General features: G+C 71.9%; 15 protein-coding genes. 1 reads left to right on the top strand and 14 read right to left on the bottom strand.

All coding sequences use genetic code 11. From position 1 onward, the window contains the following. Window positions 1-17: 17 nt before the first annotated feature. The 14 genes from QMG39_RS10940 to rpoB form a co-directional block, all read right to left on the bottom strand. A complete protein-coding gene (locus QMG39_RS10940; RefSeq protein WP_281884884.1) occupies window positions 18-668 on the bottom strand; it encodes a spermidine/putrescine ABC transporter substrate-binding protein in 651 nt (216 codons plus the stop codon). Between the two features lie 59 nt (window positions 669-727). After that, window positions 728-1,204, bottom strand: a complete 477-nt coding sequence (locus QMG39_RS10935; protein ID WP_281884883.1) for a DUF6121 family protein — start codon at window positions 1,202-1,204, stop codon at window positions 728-730. A gap of 73 nt (window positions 1,205-1,277) precedes the next feature. Next, entirely contained in the window at window positions 1,278-1,565 is a 288-nt protein-coding gene (locus tag QMG39_RS10930; protein WP_281884881.1) for a WXG100 family type VII secretion target, read from the bottom strand. A 116-nt stretch (window positions 1,566-1,681) separates the two neighbouring features. Beyond that, the gene (locus QMG39_RS10925) at window positions 1,682-2,617 is read right to left on the bottom strand and encodes a hypothetical protein (RefSeq protein ID WP_281884879.1); all 936 of its coding nucleotides are present in this window, start codon (window positions 2,615-2,617) and stop codon (window positions 1,682-1,684) included. Continuing rightward, window positions 2,610-3,200 carry a hypothetical protein gene (locus QMG39_RS10920; protein WP_281884877.1) on the bottom strand — a complete coding sequence of 197 codons (591 nt, stop codon included), beginning with the start codon at window positions 3,198-3,200 and terminating at the stop codon, window positions 2,610-2,612. The genes QMG39_RS10925 and QMG39_RS10920 overlap by 8 nt, the downstream gene beginning before the upstream one ends. After that, on the bottom strand, window positions 3,197-3,820 hold the full coding sequence (locus QMG39_RS10915) for a hypothetical protein (RefSeq protein ID WP_281884875.1): 624 nt from the start codon (window positions 3,818-3,820) through the stop codon (window positions 3,197-3,199). Before QMG39_RS10915 ends, QMG39_RS10920 begins: the two co-directional genes overlap by 4 nt. A 58-nt stretch (window positions 3,821-3,878) precedes the next feature. Beyond that, window positions 3,879-5,099 carry a UbiA family prenyltransferase gene (locus QMG39_RS10910; RefSeq protein ID WP_281884873.1) on the bottom strand — a complete coding sequence of 407 codons (1,221 nt, stop codon included), beginning with the start codon at window positions 5,097-5,099 and terminating at the stop codon, window positions 3,879-3,881. A 36-nt stretch (window positions 5,100-5,135) separates the two neighbouring features. Further along, on the bottom strand, window positions 5,136-5,462 hold the full coding sequence (locus tag QMG39_RS10905; protein ID WP_281884871.1) for a hypothetical protein: 327 nt from the start codon (window positions 5,460-5,462) through the stop codon (window positions 5,136-5,138). A 106-nt stretch (window positions 5,463-5,568) separates the two neighbouring features. Next, window positions 5,569-10,038: a type VII secretion EssC family protein gene (locus QMG39_RS10900; RefSeq protein WP_281884869.1), complete on the bottom strand. Its 4,470-nt coding sequence runs from the start codon at window positions 10,036-10,038 to the stop codon at window positions 5,569-5,571. Beyond that, the gene (locus QMG39_RS10895) at window positions 10,035-11,153 is read right to left on the bottom strand and encodes an RDD family protein (RefSeq protein WP_281884867.1); all 1,119 of its coding nucleotides are present in this window, start codon (window positions 11,151-11,153) and stop codon (window positions 10,035-10,037) included. The genes QMG39_RS10900 and QMG39_RS10895 overlap by 4 nt, the downstream gene beginning before the upstream one ends. Window positions 11,154-11,372: 219 nt before the next feature. After that, window positions 11,373-12,344: a hypothetical protein gene (locus QMG39_RS10890; protein ID WP_281884865.1), complete on the bottom strand. Its 972-nt coding sequence runs from the start codon at window positions 12,342-12,344 to the stop codon at window positions 11,373-11,375. 123 nt (window positions 12,345-12,467) lie between these two features. After that, the gene (locus QMG39_RS10885; protein WP_281884864.1) at window positions 12,468-13,151 is read right to left on the bottom strand and encodes a hypothetical protein; all 684 of its coding nucleotides are present in this window, start codon (window positions 13,149-13,151) and stop codon (window positions 12,468-12,470) included. Between the two features lie 114 nt (window positions 13,152-13,265). Continuing rightward, window positions 13,266-17,177 (bottom strand): DNA-directed RNA polymerase subunit beta', encoded by a 3,912-nt coding sequence (gene rpoC / locus QMG39_RS10880; RefSeq protein WP_281884862.1) that lies wholly within the window; start codon window positions 17,175-17,177, stop codon window positions 13,266-13,268. 44 nt (window positions 17,178-17,221) lie between these two features. After that, the gene (rpoB, locus tag QMG39_RS10875) at window positions 17,222-20,713 is read right to left on the bottom strand and encodes a DNA-directed RNA polymerase subunit beta (protein ID WP_281884860.1); all 3,492 of its coding nucleotides are present in this window, start codon (window positions 20,711-20,713) and stop codon (window positions 17,222-17,224) included. Window positions 20,714-20,991: 278 nt separating this feature from the next. On the opposite strand from rpoB, the gene QMG39_RS10870 reads away from it, so the two are divergent. After that, the gene (locus QMG39_RS10870; protein WP_281884859.1) at window positions 20,992-21,750 is read left to right on the top strand and encodes a spermidine synthase; all 759 of its coding nucleotides are present in this window, start codon (window positions 20,992-20,994) and stop codon (window positions 21,748-21,750) included. Window positions 21,751-21,752: the final 2 nt, after the last annotated feature.

Raw genomic sequence — 21,752 nt, 5'->3', positions numbered from 1 at the left:
GTCCACACAGGGGCGGGTCAGGGTCCCGGCCACATCGGCGAGTCCAGCTCGCGGTCGAGGTCGGCGAGCAGCTCGGCCACCTGGGGCTCCACGATGCCGGCGATCCCCTCGGCGATCCGCGCGCGGTGGTCCCGCAGGGCGGCGCAGATCCGGCGCCCGATCTGCTTGGCGAACTCGTCGGCGAGCCGGACCTCCTCACGGATGGCCGCCTTCTCCTCCTGCGACAGCGGGCGCGGCTGCTCGGGCTCGGTGCCGGCCGCGACGTCGCGCTCGAGCCCGCCGATCGTGAACAGGAACGGCTGGTCGGGCGCCGGGTCGGGGTCGAGCTCGAGGCCGCGGTACTCCGGGTCGAGGCCCTCGCCGGGACGGTAGGGCCGCCGCGCCTTGCGCTCCTCCGCCTGCCGCAGCTCACGGTGCAGCAGCGGGAGGTTGCGGTCGGTGTAGTCGTCGACCGCGACGTCGATGATGCCCTTCATGCGCATCGAGAGCGCGTGCTGCACGCCGTGCGGCACGTCGACCTCGAGCCCGGCGGCGGCGAGGATCGGCGATCCGAAGCAGCGTCGGCAGAGCCGCGCCCGGGCACGCGCGGTGCCGGGGCGCCATCGCGGGAGCCAGCGGAGCCAGTTGTCGACCTCGTGGCTGACCCGAGCCTCGATCGACCCGTCCATCGCGGTTCACGCTAGCGCGTGCGGGCCCCGGTCGCAGCCAGCGGCGGACGAGCGGCGCGTCACGTGCGATCCTCCCACGGCCATCGCGGCGGCCCCGCGCTGCGACCGCGCCGGCGCACGAGCGCGATGTCGGCCCACGTGACGGCGGCGGCGAACAGCGCGACGATCGAGGTGAACGGACTCAGGACGAGCGTGACCAGGAAGTCGAACGACTCGACGACGCCGCCGTAGGCGACCACCCCGGTCCCCACGTAGCCGGCCCACGCGGCCACGCCCGTCCAGATGCCGAACCAGGTCGACGCGGCCTGGTCGCGGAACCGGCGCCCGGGCACGGCGAACAGCAGGATCGCGAGCAGCACCAGCACCGCGACGCCGACCATGGCGGGACCGAGCAGCAGGCCGGCGTCGGGCAGCGTGATCGGGTCGCCGCCGAAGAGCAGGGCCAGGAACCCGAAGGCGCACACCAGCGCGGCGAGGTAGGTCGCGGTCGCGAACGGGGCGAGCGCCCGCGCGTAGCTCCGCTGGTCGGCGTCCATCGTCCCGAGCCTACGTCGCCCGGACGCGCCGAGGGGGAGGCTCGCGCCTCCCCCTCGCTCCGGCTTGCGACCGTCAGCCGCCCGCGAGCTGCTGGTCGAGGTCCTGGATCGCGTGCATCATCGCGCGCAGCGACTCGCCCATCTCGCCGATGCCGTCCACGGCCGACTTCAGGCCCGTCGTCAGCTCCTCGTAGCCCTGCCCGAAGCGGCCGGACGCGTGCTGCGTCCGGAAGTCCTCGCCCAGCAGGTTGTCCACCGACGCCTTGAGCTGGTCGAGCTGCGCCTGGATGTCGTCCCGCGCATCGCCGAGCTTCGCCGCCATGGCCTCCATCTCGCCGTACGACGCTCCGAAGTCCGCCATGGGTACCACCTTCCCGATCGTCTCCGCCGGTCCCTGCCGGACCGGACGCCCCTACGGTAGCCCGCGCGGTGGGCGCGGGCGATGGGCAGCACTGCCCACCCGTGGACAGCGGCCGCTCACGCCGAGCGGGGGCTCGGCGTCGGCAGCTGCGGCGGGTCCGCCTCGGCGAGCAGCAGGGCCCCCACCGGCTCGGAGACGATCGCGTGCACCCGTCGCTGGGGAAGCAGGCCGCGCCGGGACATTCGCTCGAGCGCGCCCGCGCGTGCGGCCTCCATCGCCGCTCGTTCCTCGTCCGACAGCGCCGCGAGCGTCGCCTCCATCGCCTCGATCGTGTGCCCCCTCGCGCCGGCGACCGCGGCGAGGAACGGATCGGCCACCGCCCGGTCGTCGGCCGTGTCCGCCACGAGGGCCGCGCGCATCCGTACCCGACGCACCGCGTCCACGACCGCGAGCACCAGCATGGGGACGGCGGACAGCACGATCAGCGGGAGCGAGCCGTCGGCCGAGGCCGCGTTCAGCGGGTCGTCCGCGGCCCGCCGGAGCGCGAGGCCCGCGGTCACCACCCCCACCGCGGCGCTGCCGATGGCGACCCGCGGCAGGGGCTGCAGCAGCCGCGGCGCGGCCAGCGCGGCGACGAGCAGCACGAGCGCGGCGACGCCCGAGACTCCCGCGAGCACGCCGCCGGCCGTGAGCGCGTCGGCGAGCCCGATGGTGCCGCGCCCGACCAGCAGGGCGAATGCGACGGTGACCGGCAGCAGGAGCGCCCCGGTGAGCAGCAGCGAGGCGCAGCCGGCACGGGGGTGGTCGAACTCGGCACGTGCGGCGATGCGCGCGACCGCGGCGGCGCCGCCGTGCGCGCGGTCGGCGGCCGCCACGTCGTCACCGTACGCGCGCGCCTCGCGCTCGACGGCGGACAGCACGTCGGGCGCGGAGGCGAGTAGCCGGCGGTCGAGGTCGGCCAGTTCGGCGGGGCCGGCGGCGGGCACGGACCGGGCCCATGCTGCGAGGTCGTCGGCCCGGGGCATCCGCCCGCCCTCGACCGGGTCAGGCATCGGCCGGCAGGATGCGCAGGGTCTGCACGATCTGCTCGAGCTGCTCCTCGAGCAGGCCGAGCACCGTCGGCCGCGTGGGCGAGGTCAGCACATGCACGGCGAGCCCGTCGGTCGCGAAGGCGTAGCTGATGCCGCCGACGGGGTGCCCCGCGGCATCCGGTGCCGCAGCGACGAAGGTCGACCTGCGCCCGGCGCCGAGTCCCGCCGCCACGACGTCCTCGTACACGGGCGGGAGCGCGAGCGGCAGGTCGGGCGTGAGGGCGAGCCGCAGCCCCGCCTCGACGTCGTCGCCGTCGGCGATCGCCGCTACGCGCACGTGCACGACCGCGGTGACCGGCAGCAGGTACGGGCGGAACAGCAGGGTGATCGCGTCGTCGGGCGCGACCTGCGCGCGCACCTCGTCGAGCATCACCCGCAGCGCCATGCGCTGGTCGTCGGTCAGGCCGCCGCGCACGGCCGCGTAGCCCGCCGCGAGCTCGGACGTGAAGGCGTCCCACTGCTCGCCGGTCGCCTCGGGGGGCACGACGCTCCAGGAGGCATCCGGAATCTGCAGGTCGACGTCCATCGAGGCGGGCGCGCTCACGCGGTGGCCTCCCGTCGCGGAATCCACGCGAAGGTGCCCATGATCGCGTCGGCGGTGTGGATGAAGCCGGCGAGCGGATGCTCCGTCGCGGCCATGCCCACCGGGTGCGCGATGACCGCCGCGAAGCGCAGGGCGCTGCGGCGGCGCGTGCCCGGGATCGGCGTGAGGTAGGAGACGGTGTGCGCGCCGATGCGCTCGCCGTTCAGCTCGTTCGTGCCGGAGCGCACCCAGCGGATCATGGCCCGGTCGTCGTTCAGTGCGCGCGCGCCGTGGCTGCGGATCAGCTCGGACACCTGCGCGTCGAGGGTGCCGCCGTCGGGCGCGGTCATGCGGGTCGCGGTGATCGACATCGGCATGATCGCGTCCTCGGGCGCGGACTCCTGCACGAAGTACGCGACCGCGTCGAGGCGGCGGAGGTCGGCGAACGCCTGGCGGGCCAGGGTGCGCAGCTGCGCGTTCAGGTCGGGCCGGTGCTGGTGACGCAGGCGGTCGGATGCCCGTGCCAGCATCGCCTGCTCCCCCGCCGCATCGGGCGCGTGCTCGACCCATCCCGGCGGGAGCACGAGCTGGTACGGGGGGACCTCCGGGCCGGTGCCGAGGAGCTCGTCTCTCAGTGACATCCGTCACATCCTTCCCGGTCGGCGGTGCTCGTGCGAACCTGGGCGTCGCGGGTACGGGTCACGAGCTCGCGGCGAGCTGCTCGCGCCACGTGTCGACGGGCGGCGCGGGCGGGGCATCGATTCCGGGCATCTCCTTGAGGTTCGCGAGGATCGTCTTGATGCGCACATCCATGCTGCCCGCGAGGAAGTGCGCCGCATTGACCCCGTTGTCGGTGGCCGCCTCGAGCGCGGCGCGGTCGGCCGCGCCCATGTAGCGGGCGAAGATGTCGGCGCCGCTGCCCATCTCGTCGGCGATCTCGGTGAACAGCGACCGCCCTGCGCCGGCCAGACCGGGCACCCCGCTCCCGGCCGCGGTGAAGCCGGTGCGGATCGCCGTCCAGCCGTTCCGGGCCTGGCTGATCGCGGGGCCGATCTCGTCCGCTGCGACGAACCCCCTGAGGAACGCCCTGGTGCCCGTCTCGGCGCCCTCGGCGAAGGCGCCGAGCTTGCCGATCGGGATGACGCCGACGACCGCCCAGGCCACGTCGCCCCAGGAACGGCGGCCGTAGTACTTCATGTACAGCGTGAGCACGAGCGTGAGGATGCCGACGATGGTGCCGAGCACCGCGATGAGCGGACCGCCGATGATGATCGCGAGCACCGCGAGCACGATGCCGGCGAACTGGAGGAAGCCGAGCGCCGCATCCGAGAAGCCGGCGAGATCGTCCCGCCAGGAGTCCTCGATGCCGCCGTCGTTCGCTGAACCGATCGCGTCGGTCGCGCGCTCGAACGCGGCCTCCCAGGTGTCGTACCTCGCGTCGTAGTCGTCGGCGAGCATCTCCCAGGCGTCGTGCGCCTGCTCGCGACGCAGGAGCGCGTCGTCGTGCGCGGTGGCGTCGACCACGCCGGTCTCGGGGTCCGGCGTGGGCTGCGGTGTCGACATGTACTCCAGCCGGCGCGCGGTGTACGCGTTCCACGCCTGCTCGCAGTCGTCCAGGAGCATGCGGAGCCCGGTCTGCACCTCCTCGAGCGACCCCGCGTACGTCTTCAGCGCGAGACCCGTGGGCGAGTATCGTTCCCCCGCGAGCCGCAGTTCCTCGTGCACCTCGCCGATGACCTCGCGGAGCGCATCGACGCTGAGGCCCTCCATGCCCTCGGCACCCTCGGCGATCGCCTCGAGCAGCCCGGCGGACTCGCGCATCTGCATGCCCAGGTCGACGATCTCGTCGCCGCGGCGCGTGATGTCGCCGGGGTGGCCCTCGATCCACTCGATCATGCGGCCCAGGCGGGTGGGGTCCATGCGTCTCGCTCCTCGTCGGGGTCGGTCGTCGGCGGGTCAGGCGCGGGGCAGGTCGCGGGTCTCGCCGGCGTCGACGCTCAGGGACTTCGACGCCTCGACGTCCCAGTCCTCCCACGCGGCGCCGGTCTCTTCGACGTGCTGCTGCACCTTCGCGATGTCGTCCCGCAGGTATCGGCGGCGGTCGTCCCAGCCCGACTCGAAGCTGCTCGCCCTCGACCGGAGCTCGCCGCGCCCGCACGGCGTGCCGATGGCCTCCTCGAGCTGGTCCGACCGGTTCGACGCCTCGTCGAGCTCGACCAGGATCTGCTTGAGCGAGCCGTTGAGCTCGTTCAGCACCGAGTAGCTGATCAGCACGTCCGACATGTGGCGCCTCCTCGGGTCTCGGCCGGTTCCGCTCCGGCGGTCGCGAGCCTACTGCCGGCCCGGGCATCGGGGACATGGGGAGCGATCCCCATCGGCGGCATCCGTGTCATGACAGCGGCAGCTGCACCGTCTGGATGCGCCCGTGCTGCACGAAGATGCCCCGGCCCTCGGGGAAGTCCGCGCGCCTGACCTTCGGGAACGGCACCTTGAACACCGAGTCGCCGTCGAACGCGTCGGGCCGCAGGGCAACCCCCCGCCGACCCGCCTTGAAGTCGCCGATGAAGCCGAAGCCGCTCGACAGCAGCGACACGTCGGCGTCGCCCACGAGGAAGTGGTCGCTGCGGTTGATCGCCTGGAAGAGCTCCTTGAGCGGGCGCTCCGCCTCGGTGTCGGCGAACTGGGTGACCTGCTCGACCACGACCATGATGCGATGGCCGAGCCGCTCGTCGGGGACGAGCTCGACGAGCTCCTTCGCCAGCGCCTTCGCGTCGGCGACGTTCGTGGCGCTCCGGGTCCAGGGCGCGTGGTCGGCGAGTTGCGCGCGGCGGCCCGCGAAGTGGAACAGGCGCACGTCGGGGTCGAATCGCCGCATCGCGTCGACGAGCCCGCGGAGCGCCTGCGACTTGCCGCTCTGCGGCGGGCCGGTGACCGCGAACGTGCCCACCGGCTCGAAGCCGATCGGCCCGAGCGTCTCGTCGGCGAGGCCGAGCACGGGTTCGCCCGAGACCGACTCGGGCAGGTGCGCACCCGGGAATGCGGCCGGCAGCGCGCCGATGCCGGGCGCCTCGGGAGCACCCTCGTGGCGCAGGCGTGCAGCGAGGGCCCCCAGCGCCGCCGTCTGGGTCGCCACGTTCGTCGAGCCGCCGAGCACGGCGACCTGGGCTTCCGCGCCGTCGACGATCGCCCGCCCCGGCACGGTGCGCTCGTCGAGCACGTCCTTCGGCACGCCCAGCACCTGGTAGGCGGTCTCCTCCGACAGGCGGAGCACGATGCGCTTCGTCACGTTCGCCGCGACCGCCGTCGGCACCGCGCCGGCCCGGTCGGCGGTGGCGACCACGTGCACACCCAGCGGGCGACCCTCGCCGAGGATGCGCATGAACGCGTTGTAGTACGGCGCGCGGACCGCAGCGCCGTCCCACTCGGAACGGAACTGCGCGAACCCGTCGACGAGCACGAACACGCGCGGCTCGGCCGCCCCGGTGAGGTCGCGGTACTCGGTCAGGCTCGCCGCGTCGACCGCGCTGAACGCCCGACCCCGACGATCGATCAGGTCGCCGATCGTGCGGAGCAGCCGCTGCACCCGCTCGGTGTCGTCGCCCGGGATGACCGCGCCGACGTGCGGCAGCACCTCGAGCGACCGCAGCGAGCCCGACCCGAAGTCGAGCGCGTACACCTGCGCCGCGCCCGCGTCCGGCCGCATGCCCGCCGCGATCGCGACCGTGCGCAGCGCGGTCGACTTGCCCGAGCCGCTCGTGCCGTAGACGAGCATCGAGCCGTCGCGGTCCGGCACGAAGTGCACCGGCTCCTGCAGCTGGCGCTCCGGCCGGTCGGCCAGCCCGACGACCACCTGCGAGTCGCCCGCGACCGGGAGGTCGACGAGGTCGACGGCGTCGGCGAGGTCGTCGAGCCAGGGCCGGCGCGGCGTGGGGATCGATGCCTCCGTGGCCGCCGCGACGAGGCTGCGCACCATGCGCCGCTGGTCGTTCGGACCGGGGTCGACGGCGAGCTCGGCCTCTTCCGGCCCGGCTTCGACCTCCCAGAGGAGCACGCCGCCGAAACGGAGCTCGGCGACGCGCACCTCGGCCTCGACGCGCTCCTCGACGCTCCAGCCGCCCGCGTAGGCGGACTGGAACGGCACGAGTCGACCGGGGCCCGTCTTCGCGATCGCCCGGCCCGGCAGCGCGGGGTCGAAGCCGGCCGCGACCGCGTCGCCGACCACGTCGCGCGAGTCGGACTCGTCGGCCATGCGCAGCGCGACACGCAGGTTCGTGTTCGCGCGGAGGTTGTCCTTGATGACGCCGGCGGGCCGCTGCGTCGCCATGATCAGGTGGATGCCGAGCGAGCGCCCGCGCTGGGCGATGTCGACGACGCCGTCGACGAACTCGGGCACCTCGTTCGCGAGCGCGGCGAACTCGTCGATCACGAGCACGAGCGCCGGCGGGCACTCGGGGTCGCGCCGCCGCTCGAGCTCGAGCAGGTCCTTCGCCTTCTTGCGGTGGAAGAGCCGTTCGCGGTGGTGCAGCTCGGCCCGCAGGCTCGTGAGCGCGCGGCGCACGAGGTGGGGGTTCAGGTCGGTCACGAGCCCGACGCAGTGCGGCAGGTCGACGCAGTCGGCGAACGCCGAGCCGCCCTTGTAGTCGACGAACAGGAACGTCACCCGGTCGGGGCTGTACTCGGCGGCCATGCCGAGCACCCACGCCTGCAGGAACTCCGATTTGCCGGAGCCCGTGGTGCCCCCGACGAGCGCGTGCGGTCCCTGGCTGCGCAGGTCGAGCGTCATGGCGTCGGGGGTCGACTGGCCGACGAACGCCTTGAGGGTGCCGGCGCGCTTCAGCCGCGGAAGCGCCGTACCGGAGCGGTCGGCGACCGAGTCGTTCTGGCGCCAGCGCTCGACGACGCTCGAACACGTCTCGGCGAGGTCGTGCCCGATGAGCCCGAGCATCGACACCGATCGGGGCAGGTCGCTCGAGTCGGCGACGACGGTGCTCGCGTCGACGACCGGCGCGAGGCGCTTCGCGAACACGTCGGCGTAGGCGGCCGACACGCCCTCGACGCGCACGTGCTCGTACGTGCGCCCGGCGCGGACGAGACCGACGGTGGCGTCCTCGAGTCCGCCGGACGCGTCGACGAACGTGCGGCACGCGGCGGGCAGCGCCTCGACGCTCGGGCCGAGGAAGATCGTGTAGATGCCCGCGTCGGCACCGCGTTCGATCACCTGGGTGAGGCGCGGCCGGTCCACCGGGGCATCCGCCGACACGAACAGCACGAGCGCCATGTCGCCGTCGCCCGAGTCGCCCTGCTCGATCGCCTCGCCGACCTGTGCGCCGAGCTCCATTGCGGTGTCGGCGTCGCGCAGCGGGCCGCGGCGGGTCGTCGTGCCGGTGAGGCGCTGCAGGATGGTCTCCTCGAGCGCGTTCAGCAGGGCGGTGCCGGTCGCCTGGCTGTCCGCCAGCGCGAACTGCGCGAACGGCGAACGCGGGCTCGTGGTGTGCGGCAGCCACTTCAGCCACTCGAGCTCGCGGGCCCAGCCGGGGTCGACGATCGCGGCGGTGATGATCTCGTTCGGGGCGTGCAGTCCGAACAGCTGCACGCCGAGGCCGCGCACGACGTCGGCGGCGACGGCGCGCGGGCCCGCGATGCCGATGGCGCCCGCGCTCGGCAGCAGCTCGACGACGGGCACGTCGTCGATGGTCGCGAACCGGTCGCGCAGTTCCTCGACCCGGGCCGTGTACTCGGGGATGCCGCCCCCGCCGGGCGCCGGCGCGATCGAGTTGCGGCTCGCCGCCCGGCCCGTGCCGAGCCGGAACGACAGGAAGTTCCAGTGCTCGGGCCGCCGGGTCCAGAGCATGGGGCCGAGGCCCATCGCCTGCTCGTAGATCGTCGCGACCGCGGGCGCCTCCCCCTGCCGCCGGGCGAACTCGACCTCGACCTCGGCCGTCAGGCGCTCCTCGAGGGCCTCGGCCTGGATCTCGAAGGTCTCGATCTCCTGCCGGAGCTTGCGACTCGTGAAGCTGCGCTGCCCGAACCAGTTGGCGAGCAGCATGAGCGGGGCCATCGCGACGATCACGAGCGACAGCACGCGCTGGGTGAGCGCGTAGATCGAGAGCCCCATGATCACGGGCGCGACGATCATCGGCCACGGGAACATGCGGGGGGATGCCTCGGTCGGCACGTCCGGGTGCGGGTACTCGGTGCCCGGGTAGCGCGGCTCGACCCGCGGCGACCGGTTGAACACGAGCGCACCGCCGCGCTCGAGCACCGGGTCGTCCGCGGCATCCGCTGCGGACAGCGGGGCGATCGAGAGCTCGGTGTCGCCCAGCACGATGGGCTGCCCGGGCATCACCGTGAGGCGCGGCACGAGCCCGCCGTCGACGAGGATGCCGTTCGCCGAGTTCAGGTCGACGAGTTCGATGCCGTGCCCGACCTCGATGCGCGCGTGGCGCTTGGAGACGAGCGGATCCGCCAGCACCACGTCGGCGTCGCCGCCACGGCCGATGACGCTGTGCCCCTCGGGGAGGTCGATGCGCCGGCCCGCGTCCGGGCCGCTGTGCACGCGGAGCTCCGCCGCCGGCGCGGTGCGGCGCGCACCGGCCCCCGTGTCGGGCACCACCGCGGCGCGGAACCCGGAGCCGACCGCCGCATCCGCGAAGAGCGTGCCCGGCGCCAGCGTGACCGCCTCACGCGCGGTCGGGGCGGCCACCGCGAGCGTGACCGGCACGCCCGCCGTGCCGGTGCCACGCGGGTCGCCCGCCGCGATCGCCCGGGCGACGTCCGCGACCGTCGCCGTGGCGTCCGAGGTCACGACGATGTCGACGTCGTCGCCTCCGGGCCGCCGGTAGGTGAGCTTGACCTTCATGCGCCGACCTCCGCGCGCTCGACCGTGAACGACCTGCCGCCGACCTCCACGCGCGCACCCCACGCGAGCACGGTGCGCTCCCCCGCGGCGAGGACGACCGCGGCCCGACCCGGCTCGGCGACCGAGGTGCCGTTCGTGGATCCGCGATCGGCGATCCAGAACCCGGCGTCGTCGATGCCGAACGCGGCATGCGTCTTCGAGATCTCCATGCGCGGATCGTCGAGCGGCAGCAGCTGCACCACCCGCTCGCCGACACGCGGCTCCGGGGCGCGGCCGAGCAGCCCGTCGCCGGCGACGTCGACCCGGCTGCCGTCGTCGAGCACGAGCACCGCGTCGCGCGGGTTGCCGGCGAGCTCGGGCGGTACCCAGGCGGACTCTGCGGCGGGGGCGGTGACCACGCCCGACGCGGAGCGCGCCGCGGGGACGAGTGCGGGTGCGCCCGCGGCATCCGTTGCCAGCGACGGCAGCGACTCGCGCCGGGTGGACGGCGGCGGGACGAGCGCACGTCGCGCCTGCCGCACGGCCTTCGGGTCGGCCGGGTCGAGCCCGTGGCGCGCGTCGACGAGCCAGACCGATCCGAGCCGGTCGAGCCAGCTGCGCCCGCGCCCGCTCGGGTCCCACAGGCCCGACGCGAACAGCAGCGCGGGCCCGACGACCGGGAGGACCGACCAGGCCAGCCACAGCACGGTCGCCCGCCCGGTGATGCGCCAGAAGCCGGGGCGGCCGAGTGCGACCACGCCGACGCTGCGCAGGCCCAGGCTCGCCTTGCCCACGGTGACGCCGCGCCGACCGTGCAGGACGAGCTGCACCAGCCCGAACGCCGCGAGGAGCACCTGGCTCACGAGCACGAGGATCGAGGGCAGCAGGAGATCGGCGGGGGCGGCGGATGCCTCGCCCAGCGCGGCGGGGAGCAGGACGCGCAGCAGCACGACCGCGCCGATCACTCCCGGTGCGGCGAGCACCGACCAGATCGCGGCGTCGATCGTGAACGCGAGCGCGCGGCGACCGGTCGGCGCCGATCGCACCCCGAGCGCGTCGGCGTCCGCCAGTCCCGTGATGGCGGCCGTGATCGTCCCGGGCTCGCCCGGGGCATCCGTCGGGGTGGTGACGCTCACGCCGGCTTCCTTCCTCGTCGGCGCATACGCGCACCGCTGCCGGTGACGAGACGCCCGCACTCGAGGAGACCACCTCGGCGGGGCGCTGTCGATGGGGAGCGCTCACCACCGGGGTTCCACCCTACGTGCGCGGCGAGGCGGCCGATGCGCATCGGGCACCGACCGTGGACAGACGGATGCCGCGGACGGCATCCGTCCGCGGCATCCGTCGTCTGCGACTCAGGGGCGCGACAGCTGCGGTCCCGCCTGGAGCTGGCGGTCGTACTCCTCGACCGCCGCGCGGTTGCGGGCGGTCACGGTGCGGCCGCGGGCGGCGACCCAGGCGCCGAACCACAGCGTCACCTCGCGGGCGAAGACGCCGGCGAGGATCGCGCGCGGGTCGAGCCAGCGCGCCGCGACGAAGTCGCCGACCTCGGCGGGGGTCAGGTTCCAGGCCTCGCCCACCAGCGCGCCGCCGACGTACGAGAAGTAGACGACGATGCCGACCAGCAGGCCGAACACCGCGTACGCCCACCAGCCGTTCCGGTTGACGATCGCGGCCAGCAGGATGAAGGCCAGGAAGAATACGAGCACGGGCACCCAGAACGCGGGGTGGCCGAGGAACTGCACGAACGCGTCCACCGGTTCGGCGGTCGAGCCCTGCACGAACACCAGCAGGTAGCCGGCGAGCGCGTAGAGCGCGGCGAATGCGACGGTCGCGATCAGTCCGACGAGCACGCCGAACCCGCGGTTGCCCTTCGCGCGCGGCGGCGTGGGGGCCTGCACGTAGATGGCGCGCTGCTGCTCGGACTCGGGCGGTGCCGGCGCGGCCGGTGCCACCGGAGCGGGCGGCTCGGTCGTCGGAGCCTCGTCGGCGGCGGGCATGCGCTCGGTGGGCGCCTCGGACTCCTCGGCGGCGGGCGTCTCCTCGGACTGCGGGGCCTCGGCCTCGGCAGCGGGCTCCTCGGCGGCCTCGGCCGCGGGCGCCGGGTGGTCGGCCTGGGCGCGCTGCACGGCGGCATCGAGCTCGGAGGTGTCCGACTCCTGCGGGGTCTCGGCGGGCGGCGCAGGCGGTGCGGGCGGCTCGGACGCCGGTGCGGCGTCGGCCGGCGCGGCATCCGCACCCGTCGTCGTGTCGGTCTCACCGGTGTCGGCCTGCGGCGTGCTCGTGGGCTCGTCCTCGGGCCGAGATCCGGGCGTCGTGTCGCTCATGTGGCACCCCTTCCGGGCGCGCCGAGCGCCCCGTCGCGGTCACTCTAGCAACGCGAGCCGCCCTCAGCCGGGCGCCGCGCACGGGTGTCGCGGGGTGTGCCGCCGGTCGGACGGCCGGTGGGCTCAGCCCCAGATCGCCGCGACGATGTCGTGGGTGTAGCCGTCGGCGGGGACGTTCACCCAGGAGGTCGCCGACCACAGCCCGTCGCGGAGGAAGTGCGATTCGCCGCCCCGACCGTCACCCTCGGAGTGCTCCCACTGGATGATGCACCGGGTGCCGGTGAGCTCGTCATAGCAGTCGTAGCCCTGACCGGCAGCGGCCACCACCGACTCTTCGGCGAGCGCCTCGCCCACAGTCGCGATCTCGGTGGTGATGCCGAAGTGGCCGGGGTGGGTGGGAAAGCCCCATGTGCAGATGAGTTCCGTCGTGCCCCGGTCGAGGAGCCCGGTGAGCACCGGGTCCTTCGAGCCGCGCAGTCCCTCGGGCGCCGCCCACGCGGGGTTCAGCACCAGCGGGTCCAGCTCGGTCGCCCAGTCGCGCGTGTAGATCCCCTCGCAGGTGTCCGGCACCAGCGCACGCGGATCCGTCGCCGCCGACGGCGATGGCTCGCTCGGAGCGGCATCCGTCGTCGGCTCGGGAGTCGCAGCGCTCGACGGCACGGCGACGGGGTCCGACGCGTCCGCCGGGGCGACGAGGAGCAGCGCGACCATCACCGCGCTCGCGACCGCGAGCACGCTCGCCACGGAGATCAGGATCGGGATGGTGCGGGACCGGCGCCCGCCGGCCGCCCCGTTGTCACTCGCCATCGCAGGTTCCCTTCGCCCCGGCGAGCCTAGACGAGCACCTCATCCGGTCCGCACGTTCTCCACACACGACGAGGGCCCCGGATCGCTCCGGGGCCCTCGTGCGTGTCGGCGTGACTACTGGTAGTTGCCGGGGGTGAAGTCGTCGCTCGAGAACGAGTCGAAGTCGACGAAGCTCAGGTCGCCCTCGGAGAAGACCGCGTCCTCGGAGAAGATGCGGTTCGGGTAGCGCTCCGCCTTCGCCTCCTCGGTCGCCTCGACCGTCACGTTGCGGTACTTGCCGAGCCCGGTACCGGCCGGGATCAGCTTTCCGATGATGACGTTCTCCTTGAGGCCGACGAGCGGGTCGGACTTGCCCTCCATGGCGGCCTGCGTGAGCACGCGGGTCGTCTCCTGGAAGGACGCGGCCGACAGCCACGACTCGGTCGCGAGCGAGGCCTTGGTGATGCCCATGACCTCCTGGCGGGCCGAGGCGGTCTTCTTGCCCTCGGTCAGCGACGCGCGGTTGATCTCGTTGTACCGGCTGCGGTCGACGAGCTCGCCCGGCAGCAGGTCGGTGTCGCCGTGGTCGACGACGGTGACCTTGCGCAGCATCTGGCGCACGATGACCTCGATGTGCTTGTCGTGGATCGGCACGCCCTGCGAGCGGTACACGTCCTGCACGCCCTCGACGAGGTGCTTCTGCACGGCGCGGACGCCCTTGACGCGGAGCACCTCCTTCGGGTCGACCGTACCGACGATGATCTGCTCGCCGAGCTCGACGTGCTGGCCGTCCTCGACCAGGAGGGTCGAGCGCTTGAGCACGTTGTACGCGATCGGCTCGTCCCCGTTGTCGGGGGTGAGGATCACCTTGCGCTGCTTCTCGGTCTCGTCGATCGTGATCTTGCCGGGGGCCTCCGCGATCGGCGACGCGCCCTTGGGGGTGCGGGCCTCGAAGAGCTCCTGCACGCGGGGCAGACCCTGCGTGATGTCGTCCGCCGACGCGGAACCACCGGTGTGGAAGGTACGCATGGTCAGCTGCGTGCCGGGCTCGCCGATCGACTGGGCCGCGATGATGCCGACGGCCTCGCCGATGTCGACGAGCTTGCCGGTCGCGAGCGAACGGCCGTAGCACTTCGCGCAGACGCCGACGCTCGACTCGCAGGTAAGCACCGAGCGGACCTTGATCGACTCGACGCCCGCCTTGACCAGGCGGTCGATGAGCACGTCGCCCACGTCGGCGCCGGCCTCGGCCAGCACCTCGCCCTTGGCGTCGACGGCGTCGGATGCCAGGTTGCGCGAGTACACCGAGTTGTCGACGTCGGCCGCCTCGCGGAGCACGCCCGCCTCGTCGGCCTCGGCGATCGTGAACGCCAGGCCGCGAGTCGTGCCGCAGTCCTCCTCGCGGATGATGACGTCCTGCGAGACGTCGACCAGACGACGCGTCAGGTAGCCCGAGTCCGCGGTGCGGAGCGCGGTGTCGGCGAGGCCCTTGCGGGCACCGTGCGTGGCGATGAAGTACTCCGCCACGGTCAGGCCCTCGCGGTAGCTCGAGATGATCGGGCGCGGGATGATCTCACCCTTCGGGTTGTTCACCAGGCCTCGCATACCGGCGATGTTGCGCACCTGCAGCCAGTTACCACGAGCACCCGACGACACCATGCGGTTGATGGTGTTGTCCTCGGGGAAGTTCTCGCGCATGGCGTGGGCGACCTCGTCGGTGGCCTTCGTCCAGATCTGGATGAGCTCCTGGCGACGCTCGAGGTCGGTCGTCAGACCCTTCTCGAACTGCGCCTGGACCTTCGCGGCCTCCTTCTCGTGCTTCGCCACGATCTCCGCCTTCTGCGGGGGCGCCACGACGTCGGAGAGCGCGACGGTCACGCCGGAGCGGGTCGCCCAGCGGAAGCCGGCGTCCTTGATCCGGTCGAGGGTCGCGGCGACCTCCACCTTGGGGTAGCGCTCGGCGAGGTCGTTGACGATCTGCGAGATCTGGCCCTTGCCGGCCTGCGCGTTGAAGTACGGGTAGTCCGTCGGCAGCGCCTCGTTGAAGAGGGCACGACCGAGGGTCGTCTCCAGCGCGAACGGCTTGCCCGGCTCGAAGCCCTCGGGCGCGTCGCCCTCGGCGAAGTGCAGACCGTCGAGACGGATCTTCACCTCCTCGCCGAGGTCCAGGCGGATGTCGCCCGGACGGTTCTGATCGAACGCGAGGATCGCCTCGGCGATCGACGCGAACGACTTGCCGCGGAACTCGCCGTTCTCGCGCTCGGCCTCCTTGCGCACCGTCGTCAGGTGGTGCAGGCCGATGATCATGTCCTGCGAGGGCAGGGTCACCGGACGGCCGTCCGACGGCTTCAGGATGTTGTTCGAGGCGAGCATCAGGATGCGGGCCTCGGCCTGGGCCTCGACCGACAGCGGCAGGTGCACGGCCATCTGGTCGCCGTCGAAGTCCGCGTTGAACGCGGCGCAGACGAGCGGGTGCAGCTGGATGGCCTTGCCCTCGACGAGCTGCGGCTCGAAGGCCTGGATGCCGAGGCGGTGCAGCGTGGGCGCGCGGTTCAGCAGCACGGGGCGCTCGCGGATGATCTCCTCGAGCACGTCCCACACCTGCGGGCGCGAACGCTCCACCATGCGCTTGGCGGCCTTGATGTTCTGCGCGTGGCTCAGGTCGATCAGGCGCTTGATGACGAACGGCTTGAACAGCTCGAGCGCCATCTGCTTGGGCAGGCCGCACTGGTGCAGCTTCAGCTGCGGGCCGACCACGATGACCGAACGGCCCGAGTAGTCGACGCGCTTGCCGAGCAGGTTCTGGCGGAACCGGCCCTGCTTGCCCTTGAGCATGTCGGACAGCGACTTGAGCGCGCGGTTGCCGGTACCCGTGACCGGGCGGCCACGACGGCCGTTGTCGAACAGCGCGTCGACGGCCTCCTGCAGCATCCGCTTCTCGTTGTTCACGATGATCTCGGGCGCGCCGAGGTCGAGCAGGCGACGGAGGCGGTTGTTGCGGTTGATCACGCGGCGGTACAGGTCGTTCAGGTCGGAGGTCGCGAAGCGGCCACCGTCGAGCTGCACCATCGGACGCAGCTCCGGCGGGATGACCGGGACGACGTCCAGGACCATCGCGGCCGGCGAGTTGCCGGTGGCGAGGAACGAGTTGACCACGCGCAGGCGCTTGATCGCACGGATCTTCTTCTGGCCCTTGCCCTCGGCGATCTGCAGGTGCAGGTCGTCGGCCTCGGCCTTCAGGTCGAAGCTCTCGAGGCGCTGCTTGATCGCCTCGGCGCCCATGTAGGCGTCGAAGTAGATGCCGAAGCGGTCCTGGAGCTCGTGGAACACCGGGTCCTCGGGCTTCAGGTCGCCGACCTTCAGCGTGCGGAACTCGTCCCAGACGCGCTCGAGGTGCGCGACCTGCTCGTCGGCCGACTTGCGGACGCCGGCCATCTCCTTGTCGGCGGCGGCCTCGGCGCGCTTCTTCTGGTCGCTCTTGGCACCGTCGGCCTCGAGCTGCGCGAGCTCCTCCTCCTTGCGGGTCATGAGCTCGGCGATGCGCGCGTCGCGCTGGTCGCCGATCGTCTTGATCTCGAGGCGGAGCTCGTTCTCGAGCCCGGGCAGGTCGGCGTGGCGACCCTCCTCGTCGATGTCGATGATCATGTACGCCGCGAAGTAGATGACCTTCTCGAGGTCCTTCGGGGCCATGTCGAGCAGGTACCCGAGGCGCGAGGGCACGCCCTTGAAGTACCAGATGTGCGTGACGGGCGCGGCCAGCTCGATGTGGCCCATGCGCTCACGGCGCACGGACGACTTCGTGACCTCGACACCGCAGCGCTCGCAGACGATGCCCTTGAAGCGGACGCGCTTGTACTTGCCGCACGAGCACTCCCAGTCGCGGCTCGGTCCGAAGATCTGCTCGCCGAAGAGGCCGTCCTTCTCGGGCTTGAGCGTGCGGTAGTTGATCGTCTCGGGCTTCTTGACCTCGCCGTACGACCAGCGGCGGATGTCCTCGGCGGTTGCCAGGCCGATGCGAAGCTCGTCAAAAGTGGTTGCGTCGAGCAATTTCTCTCCTAGAGATGTTCCTGAGGTTCTTCTATCGGCCTGGTTCAGATCTCGTCGATGTTCGACGACTCGAACCGGGTGGAGATGTTGATGCCGAGCTCCTCCGCAGCGCGGAAGGCCTCGTCATCCGTGTCGCGCAGGCTGACCGCCGTGCCGTCTGCCGACAGCACCTCGACGTTCAGGCAGAGCGACTGCATCTCCTTCATGAGCACCTTGAAGGACTCGGGGATGCCGGGCTCCTGGATGTTCTCGCCCTTGACGATCGCCTCGTACACCTTGACGCGGCCGAGGATGTCGTCGGACTTGATGGTGAGCAGCTCCTGCAGCGCGTATGCGGCGCCGTACGCCTCGAGCGCCCAGACCTCCATCTCACCGAAGCGCTGGCCGCCGAACTGGGCCTTACCGCCGAGCGGCTGCTGGGTGATCATCGAGTACGGGCCCGTCGAGCGCGCGTGGATCTTGTCGTCCACGAGGTGGTGCAGCTTCAGGATGTACATGTAGCCGACCGAGGTGGGGTACGGGAAGGGCTCGCCCGAGCGGCCGTCGAACAGCTGCGTCTTGCCGCTGGAGTCGATCAGGCGCTCGCCGTCGCGGTTCGGGTGGGTCGAGTCGAGGAGACCTGCGATCTCCTCCTCGAGCGCACCGTCGAACACGGGGGTGGCAACCTTCGAGCCGGGCTCCGCCTCGCGGGCGACCTCGGGCAGGCGCGCGGCCCACTCCGGCTCGCCCTCGACCTTCCAGCCCTGCTTGGCGACCCACCCGAGGTGGGTCTCCAGCACCTGGCCGAAGTTCATGCGGCCGGGGATGCCGAGCGGGTTCAGGATCACGTCGACCGGCGTGCCGTCGGCGAGGAACGGCATGTCCTCGACCGGCAGGATCTTCGAGATGACGCCCTTGTTGCCGTGGCGGCCGGCGAGCTTGTCGCCCTCGGTGATCTTGCGCTTCTGGGCGATGTAGACGACCACGCGCTGGTTGACGCCCGAGCCGAGCTCGTCGTCGCCGTCCTGCGCGTCGAACACCTTGACGCCGATGATCGTGCCCTGCTCGCCGTGGGGGACCTTGAGCGACGTGTCGCGCACCTCGCGGCTCTTCTCGTTGAAGATCGCGCGGAGCAGGCGCTCCTCGGCGCTGAGCTCGGTCTCGCCCTTCGGCGTGACCTTGCCGACGAGGATGTCGCCGGGGCGGACCTCGGCGCCGATGCGGATGATGCCGCGCTCGTCGAGGTCGGCCAGCAGGTCGGGGCTCACGTTCGGGAGGTCGCGGGTGATCTCCTCCTTGCCGAGCTTGGTGTCGCGGGCGTCGACCTCGTACTCCTCGATGTGGATCGAGGAGAGGACGTCGTCCTTCACCAGGTTCTGGCTGAGGATGATCGCGTCCTCGAAGTTGTGGCCCTCCCACGGCATGAACGCCACGAGGAGGTTCTTGCCGAGCGCGAGCTCGCCGTTGTCGGTCGCGGGGCCGTCGGCGATGACCTCGCCGGCCTCGATGCGCTCACCGGCGTTGACGATCACGCGGTGGTTGTACGAGGTGCCCTGGTTCGAGCGGTCGAACTTGCGCAGCCAGTAGGTGTGCGTGCCGCCCTCGTCGAGCTGCACGGTCACGAAGTCCGCGGAGACCTCCGAGACGACGCCCGAGGCGTCGGCGGTGAGCACGTCACCGGCGTCGATCGCGGCGTAGCCCTCCATGCCGGTGCCGACGTAGGGCGAGTCGCTGCGCAGCAGCGGCACGGCCTGGCGCTGCATGTTCGCGCCCATGAGGGCGCGGTTCGCGTCGTCGTGCTCGAGGAACGGGATGAGCGAGGTCGCGACCGACACCATCTGGCGGGGCGAGACGTCCATGTAGCCGATCTCGTCGGCGGGGATGAGGTCGACCTCGCCGCCGGTCTTGCGGGCCAGCACGCGCTCCTCGACGAAGTGCCCGTCCTTCTTCAGGGGGGCGTTCGCCTGGGCGACGACGTGGTCCTTCTCGTCCATCGCGGTCAGGTAGTCGATGTGCTCGGTGACCCGGCCGTTCTCGACCCGGCGGTACGGGGTCTCGATGAAGCCGAACGAGTTGATGCGCGCGAACGACGCGAGCGAGCCGATGAGGCCGATGTTCGGGCCTTCCGGCGTCTCGATCGGGCACATGCGGCCGTAGTGCGAGGGGTGCACGTCGCGGACCTCGACGCCCGCGCGGTCGCGCGAGAGGCCGCCCGGGCCGAGCGCCGACAGGCGGCGCTTGTGCGTCAGGCCGGCCAGCGGGTTGTTCTGGTCCATGAACTGCGACAGCTGCGAGGTGCCGAAGAACTCCTTGATCGCGGCCACGACGGGGCGCACGTTGATCAGGGTCTGCGGCGTGATCGCCTCGATGTCCTGGGTGGTCATGCGCTCGCGGACCACGCGCTCCATGCGCGAGAGGCCGGTGCGGACCTGGTTCTGGATCAGTTCGCCGACGGCGCGGATGCGACGGTTGCCGAAGTTGTCGATGTCGTCGACGTCGAGGCGGAGCTCGACGTCCTTGCCACCGCGGCGACCCGGCAGGGTCTTGCGCTCGTCGTGCAGCGCGACCAGGTACTTGATCGTCGAGACGATGTCCTGGACGGTCAGCACCGAGTCGGACAGCGGGGCCTCGAGGCCGAGCTTGTTGTTGATCTTGTACCGGCCGACCTTGGCGAGGTCGTAGCGCTTCGGGTTGAAGTAGAAGTTGTCCAGCAGCGCGCGGGCGGCCTCGGCGGCGACCTGCTCGCCCGGACGGAGCTTGCGGTAGATGTCCTTGAGCGCCTCTTCCTTCGTGAGGATGTTGTCCTTCTCGAGGGTGAGGGCGATCGACTCGTAGCCGGCGAACTCCTCGAGGATCTCCTCCGAGGTGAGGCCGAGGGCCTTGAGGAACACGGTGACCGACTGCTTGCGCTTGCGGTCGATGCGCACGCCGACCTGGTCGCGCTTGTCGATCTCGAACTCGAGCCAGGCGCCGCGGCTCGGGATGACGCGGGCGGAGTAGATGTCCTTGTCGGAGGTCTTCTCCTGCGCGCGCTCGAAGTACACGCCGGGCGAGCGCACGAGCTGCGAGACGACGACGCGCTCGGTGCCGTTGATGACGAAGGTGCCCTTCGGGGTCATGAGCGGGAAGTCGCCCATGAAGACCGTCTGGGTCTTGATCTCGCCGGTGAGGTGGTTCATGAACTCGGCGTTCACGTAGAGCGGCGCCGAGTAGGTCTTGCTCTTCTCCTTGCACTCGTCGATCGAGTACTTGGCGGGCTCGAGCTCCGGGTTGGTGAAGCTCAGCTGCATGGTCTCGCCGAGGTCCTCGATGGGCGAGATCTCCTCGAAGATCTCCTCGAGGCCGCTCGCCTCGGCCAGGTCGGTGCGACCGGACTCGAGGCCCTCCTCCACACGCGTCTTCCACGCGTCGTTGCCCACGAGCCAGTCGAACGACTCGGTCTGGAGGGCGAGGAGATCGGGTACGGTGAGGGTGTCGGTGACCTTCGCGAAAGACAGTCGCTTCGCGTTGCGTCCGTTCTTGGGAGTGGGCATGTTCGCGTTACGCGCAGCAGCCAAGGAAATTACCTCCATGGGCCCCGTCGGGCCGGATTACCGTCAGTAGTGGTGGAAGTACCCCGCAGACTCACGTGTTGCGTAGGTGCCGGGCACGCCGACGGACGCCGAATCCGCCGATGTCTCCGGACACACGAAGCCGACCGCAATATGAAGGCAGAGATGGTCTGGGAGCGCAAAGGTTAACTATAGGTCGGATGCCACGCCGTGTCCAGTCCGATTCTTGACCTCCCGCGATTGCTGGGGTATAAGCCGGATGCATCACCGCTGAAGGGGTGCCGATGAACCGATCCCGCGTGCGCGTCGAGCCGAGTCCCGTGTTCGCGGGGGCGCTCGAGCTGATCGTCGACGACCGCCCCCAGTCCGTGGTCGACCCGTCGCGCCCGGTGCGACTGCACTACGACTACGCCCACCGCGTCGGCGCCGTGCTCGCGGTCGCGCGCCCGCCCGGCGAGCCGATGCGGGTGCTGCACGTCGGCGGCGGGGCCATGACGCTCGCTCGGCACGTGGCGGCGACCCGGCCGGGCTCGCGGCAGGTGGTGATCGAGGCCGACCCCGAGGTGGTGCGGGCGGTCGACGAGCGGATGCCCCTGGATGCGGCGACCGCCCGGTCGGTCCGCGTGCGGGTGGGCGACGCGGCCGAGGTGCTGCCAACGCTGGCCGGGCCCTACGACGTGGCGATCGTCGACGCCTACGTGGGCCTCGAGGCGCCGGGCTTCGCGGACTCGGCGGACTGGTACCGGCGCGTGCGCGGGCTCGTGCCCGGCGGCATCGTGATCGCCAACGTGGTGGACGAGGGGGACCTCCGCCGCGTGCGCGCGGTCGCGGCGGTGCTCGCGGAGGTGTTCGGCGACCTCCTGGCGCTCGGGCCGAGCGACCTGCTCGCGGGCGAGCGCGGCGGCAACGTCGTGCTCGTCGGCGGCGGCGGCGCGCGGATGGCCGGCCGGCTCGACGCGCTGCGGCAGGCCGGCCCCCACCCCGCGTTCGTGTTCGGCCCCGACGAGGTCCGCGACCGGCTCGGGGCCGGCCCGCTCGGGTAGCG

It is taken from the genome of Agromyces rhizosphaerae, assembly GCF_027925245.1.
Lineage (GTDB): Bacteria > Actinomycetota > Actinomycetes > Actinomycetales > Microbacteriaceae > Agromyces > Agromyces rhizosphaerae.
Note: the sequence above shows the minus strand (reverse complement) of the source record. Positions and strands in the feature narration are given on the sequence as shown.